The following is a 4,940-nucleotide window of genomic DNA, read 5'->3' as shown; positions in this document are numbered from 1 at the left end:
CTATCGCCGCGGCGGCGAGTCGCTGCAGCTGCCGGGGCGCGGCCGGCGCGACCTCAAGCGCCTGCTCAACGAGCTGCGCGTGCCTGCGTTCGTGCGTCCGCGGCTGCCCTTGCTGTTCGATGGCGACGAGTTGGTGGCGGTGGCCAATCTGGCGCCGGCGCCGCGTCCGGGGCGGGGCGATCTGCGCTTGCACTGGTCGCCGCCGATCGGTGATCAAGGTTTGAGCTGGTAAGGCCTTTCCGGTAGACTACGCTCCCGTCTTACTACAGCTTTTGCCGACTCCCTCAGGGAGCTTGGCGGGCTTGCCATTGTTGCTACTGATGGCGCTCCTTCGCTTTCCCCGGCGGCACTGACCGCTTAAACGCAGACTTCTAGGGTTTTTCATGACGCGCTACATCTTCGTCACGGGTGGTGTTGTTTCTTCATTGGGGAAAGGCATCGCCTCGGCTTCACTGGCGGCCATCCTGGAGGCGCGGGGCCTGAAGGTCACCATGCTCAAGCTGGACCCTTACATCAACGTCGATCCGGGCACCATGAGCCCGTTCCAGCACGGTGAGGTGTTCGTCACCCACGACGGCGCCGAGACCGACCTCGACCTGGGTCACTACGAGCGGTTCATCCGCACGACGATGACCAAGAGCAACAACTTCACCACCGGCCGCGTGTACGAAGACGTACTGCGCAAGGAGCGCCGTGGTGACTACCTGGGTGCCACCATCCAGGTCATTCCGCACATCACCGACGAGATCAAGCGTCGCATCATCAAGGGCGCCGGCGATGCCGACGTGGCCTTGGTGGAAATCGGCGGCACCGTCGGCGACATCGAGTCGCAGCCGTTCCTCGAAGCCATTCGCCAGCTGCGCGTGGAAGTGGGCGCTAAGCGCGCCATGCTGATGCACCTGACCCTGGTGCCCTACATCGCCACCGCCGGCGAGACCAAGACCAAGCCGACCCAGCACTCGGTCAAGGAGCTGCGCTCCATCGGCCTGCAGCCGGACGTGCTGGTATGCCGTTCCGACCACCCGATCGACGTGTCCTCGCGGCGCAAGATCGCCCTGTTCACCAACGTCGAAGAGCGTGCGGTGATCAGCCTGGAAGACGTCGACACCATCTACAAGATTCCGGGCGTGCTGCATGCCCAGGGTCTGGACGACTTCGTCGTCGAGCGTTTCGGCCTGGAGTGCGGCGGCGCCGACCTGTCCGAGTGGGATCGCGTGGTCGATGCCAAGCTCAACCCGGAAAAGGAAGTCACCATCGCCATGGTCGGCAAGTACATGGAGTTGCTCGATGCCTACAAATCGCTGATCGAAGCGATGAGCCACGCCGGCATCCAGAACCGTACCAAGGTCAACCTGCGCTATATCGACTCCGAAGACATCGAGAACCAGGGTACCGCGCTGCTCGAGGGCGTCGATGCCATCCTGGTACCGGGCGGCTTCGGCCTGCGCGGCGTGGAAGGCAAGATCAAGACCGTGCAGTACGCTCGCGAGAACAAGATTCCCTACCTGGGCATCTGCCTCGGCATGCAGGTCGCGGTCATCGAGTACGCCCGTAACGTGGTGGGTTGGAGCGATGCCAACTCCACCGAGTTCGACCTGGCCAGCCAGCATCCGGTGGTCGGCCTGATCACCGAGTGGCAGGACGCCGCCGGCGGCGTGGAAACCCGCAGCGAAAGCTCCGACCTGGGCGGCACCATGCGCCTCGGCGCGCAGGACTGCCAGCTGCAGGCCGGTTCGCTGGTGCACGACTGCTACGGCAAGGACGTGATAGTCGAGCGTCACCGTCACCGTTACGAGGTGAACAACAACCTGCTGCCGCAGCTGACCGAGGCTGGCCTGAAGGTCACCGGTCGTTCCGGCGACGGCGCGCTGGTCGAAGTGGTCGAGGCGCCGGATCATCCCTGGTTCGTCGCCTGCCAGTTCCACCCGGAATTCACCTCCACGCCGCGTGACGGTCATCCGCTGTTCAGCGGCTTCGTCAACGCCGCGCTGGCGCAGCAAGCGAAGAAGGCCTAAGGCATGGCGCAGAAGATCATCAAGGTCGGCAATATCGAGATCGCCAACGACAAGCCCTTCGTGCTGTTCGGCGGCATCAACGTGCTCGAGTCGCGCGACCTGGCCATGCAGGCCTGCGAGGAATACGTGCGGGTGACCGAGAAACTCGGCATCCCCTACGTGTTCAAGGCCAGCTTCGACAAGGCCAACCGTTCCTCCATCACCTCCTTCCGCGGCCCGGGCCTGGAAGAGGGCATGAAGATCTTCGAGGAAGTGAAGAAGACCTTCGGCGTGCCGGTGATCACCGACGTCCACGAGCCGCATCAGGCGGCCGCGGTGGCCGCGGTGTGCGACATCATCCAGCTGCCGGCCTTCCTCTCGCGGCAGACCGACCTGGTGGTGGCCATGGCCAAGACCGGCGCGGTGATCAACATCAAGAAGGCGCAGTTCCTCGCCCCGCAGGAGATGAAGCACATCCTGCGCAAGTGCGAGGAGGCCGGCAACGATCAGCTGATCCTCTGCGAGCGCGGCTCCAGCTTCGGTTACAACAACCTGGTGGTGGACATGCTCGGCTTCGGCATCATGAAGCAGTTCGAGTACCCGGTGTTCTTCGACGTGACCCACGCCCTGCAGATGCCGGGCGGCCGCGCCGATTCGGCCGGCGGCCGCCGCGCCCAGGTCACCGACCTGGCCAAGGCCGGCATGAGCCAGGGGCTGGCCGGTCTGTTCCTCGAGGCCCATCCCGATCCGGAAAACGCCAAGTGCGACGGCCCCTGCGCCTTGCGCTTGAACAAGCTGGAGCCTTTCCTCACCCAGCTCAAGCAGCTCGACGACCTGATCAAGAGTTTTCCGCCGATCGAGACTGCCTGAACCGCACGCAATCCGGTAAAGTGCCGCCCCAGAAAAGATCCCCCTGACCCGTGAGTCAGACTGTGTCGCCGACCCGCCCCACGGGGCGACGGCGGCCCCGCGCAGCCCGCTGCTGCAGTCTTATCGTCAAACCTTGGAGTGCAAACAACAATGGCAAAGATCGTCGACATCAAGGGTCGTGAGGTTCTCGACTCCCGCGGCAACCCCACCGTGGAAGCGGATGTAATTCTGGAAGGCGGTATCGTCGGCAGCGCGTGCGCTCCGTCCGGCGCTTCCACCGGCTCGCGCGAAGCGCTGGAGCTGCGTGACGGCGACAAGAGCCGTTACCTGGGCAAGGGCGTGCTCAAGGCCGTCGCCAACATCAACGGCCCGATCCGCGACCTGCTGCTGGGCAAGGACGCGACCGATCAACAGGCCCTGGACCGCGCGATGATCGAGCTCGACGGTACCGAGAACAAGGCCAAGCTGGGCGCCAACGCCATCCTCGCCGTGTCCCTGGCTGCCGCCAAGGCCGCGGCCCAGGCCAAGGGCGTGCCGCTGTACGCGCACATCGCCGACCTGAACGGCACCCCGGGCGTCTACTCCATGCCGGTGCCGATGATGAACATCATCAACGGCGGCGAGCACGCCGATAACAACGTCGACATCCAGGAGTTCATGGTCCAGCCGGTCGGCGCCAAGAATTTCGCCGAGGCCCTGCGCATGGGCGCCGAGATCTTCCACCACCTCAAGGCCGTGCTGAAGGCCCGTGGTCTGAACACCGCCGTGGGCGACGAGGGTGGTTTCGCGCCGAACCTGGCCTCCAACGAAGACGCCCTGGCCGCCATCGCCGAAGCCGTGGCCAATGCCGGCTACAAGCTGGGCGAGGACGTCACCCTGGCCCTGGACTGCGCCTCCAGCGAGTTCTACAAGGACGGACAGTACGACCTGGCCGGCGAAGGCAAGGTATTCAGCGGTGAAGGTTTCGCCGATTACCTGGCCGGCCTGACCCAGCGCTACCCGATCATCTCCATCGAAGACGGCATGGACGAGTCCGACTGGGCCAGCTGGAAAGTGCTGACCGACAAGATCGGCGCCAAGGTGCAGCTGGTCGGCGACGATCTGTTCGTCACCAACACCAAGATCCTCAAGCGCGGCATCGATGAGAAGATCGGCAACTCGATCCTGATCAAGTTCAACCAGATCGGCTCGCTGACCGAGACCCTGGAAGCCATCCAGATGGCCAAGGCCGCCGGCTTCACCGCGGTGATCTCGCACCGCAGCGGCGAAACCGAAGACAGCACCATCGCCGATCTGGCCGTGGGTACTGCCGCCGGTCAGATCAAGACCGGTTCGCTGTGCCGCTCCGACCGCGTGTCCAAGTACAACCAGCTGCTGCGCATCGAAGAGCAGCTGGGCGGCAAGGCTCCCTATAAGGGCCGTGCCGAGTTCCGCGGCTAAGCACTGCGTGGTAGAAAAGGGCGACGCGAGTCGCCCTTTTTCGTGGACGCTTCGTCGAACCCTTGGAACCAATGCACGGATGCAGGTACCGAAATCCCATGTCACTCATCAGTCGGCTTCTTTTCAAGCATGAACGCAGCCCCTACCATGCCGATGACTCAATCTGCGAGCCGCTCCATGCGTAGTCCGTATTGGCTGTTCATCGTGCTGGTCCTGTTGCTGGCCGGCCTGCAGTATCGCCTGTGGATCGGCGAGGGCAGCCTGGCCCAGGTCAGCCGCCTGCAGCAGCAGATCGCCGAGCAGCAGGGCGAGAACGAACGCCTGCTGGAGCGCAACCGCATCCTCGAGGCCGAGGTGATGGAGCTCAAGCGCGGTATGGAGACCGTGGAAGAGCGCGCGCGGCAGGAACTGGGCATGCTCAAAGAGGGCGAGACCCTCTACCTGCTGACCGAATGACCACGAATTTCTGGCTGGTGATCCCGGCCGCCGGCGTCGGCGCGCGGATGGCCGCCGACCGCCCCAAGCAGTACCTGCAGGTGGCAGGGCGCTGCATTCTCGAACATAGCCTGCACTGCTTCCTCGACCACCCCGGCCTGCTCGGCGCCGTGGTCTGTCTGGCCGCGGACGATCCCTACT

The 4,940-nt window shown here is 64.3% G+C and carries 6 protein-coding genes; all 6 read left to right on the top strand.

Going from position 1 to position 4,940, the window contains the following annotated elements; all coding sequences use genetic code 11:
- Nucleotides 1-232 (top strand): tRNA lysidine(34) synthetase TilS (tilS, locus tag N878_RS12610; protein WP_031303115.1); only part of this gene is annotated, 232 nt, incomplete at its 5' end.
- Between the two features lie 151 nt (nucleotides 233-383).
- Nucleotides 384-2,015 carry a CTP synthase gene (locus N878_RS12605; protein WP_031303114.1) on the top strand — a complete coding sequence of 544 codons (1,632 nt, stop codon included), beginning with the start codon at nucleotides 384-386 and terminating at the stop codon, nucleotides 2,013-2,015.
- Between the two features lie 3 nt (nucleotides 2,016-2,018).
- Nucleotides 2,019-2,864 carry a 3-deoxy-8-phosphooctulonate synthase gene (kdsA, locus tag N878_RS12600; RefSeq protein ID WP_021444009.1) on the top strand — a complete coding sequence of 282 codons (846 nt, stop codon included), beginning with the start codon at nucleotides 2,019-2,021 and terminating at the stop codon, nucleotides 2,862-2,864.
- Nucleotides 2,865-3,014: 150 nt separating this feature from the next.
- Nucleotides 3,015-4,304: a phosphopyruvate hydratase gene (gene eno / locus N878_RS12595; RefSeq protein ID WP_021444008.1), complete on the top strand. Its 1,290-nt coding sequence runs from the start codon at nucleotides 3,015-3,017 to the stop codon at nucleotides 4,302-4,304.
- Between the two features lie 177 nt (nucleotides 4,305-4,481).
- On the top strand, nucleotides 4,482-4,760 hold the full coding sequence (ftsB, locus tag N878_RS12590; protein ID WP_021444007.1) for a cell division protein FtsB: 279 nt from the start codon (nucleotides 4,482-4,484) through the stop codon (nucleotides 4,758-4,760).
- The coding region (locus N878_RS12585; RefSeq protein WP_031303113.1) for a 2-C-methyl-D-erythritol 4-phosphate cytidylyltransferase at nucleotides 4,757-4,940 on the top strand (184 nt) is incomplete at its 3' end. The genes ftsB and N878_RS12585, both read left to right, overlap by 4 nt.

The sequence above is a fragment of the Pseudomonas sp. EGD-AK9 genome (genome assembly GCF_000465935.2).
Taxonomy (GTDB): Bacteria; Pseudomonadota; Gammaproteobacteria; order Pseudomonadales; family Pseudomonadaceae; genus Aquipseudomonas.
Note: the sequence above shows the minus strand (reverse complement) of the source record. Positions and strands in the feature narration are given on the sequence as shown.

Excerpts from the sequence above, each read along its gene's own strand:
- N878_RS12605 (WP_031303114.1), top strand. The coding sequence starts at position 384 with ATGACGCGCTACATCTTCGTCACGGGTGGTGTTGTTTCTTCATTGGGG.
- kdsA (WP_021444009.1), top strand. The coding sequence starts at position 2,019 with ATGGCGCAGAAGATCATCAAGGTCGGCAATATCGAGATCGCCAACGAC.
- eno (WP_021444008.1), top strand. The coding sequence starts at position 3,015 with ATGGCAAAGATCGTCGACATCAAGGGTCGTGAGGTTCTCGACTCCCGC.
- ftsB (WP_021444007.1), top strand. The coding sequence starts at position 4,482 with ATGCGTAGTCCGTATTGGCTGTTCATCGTGCTGGTCCTGTTGCTGGCC.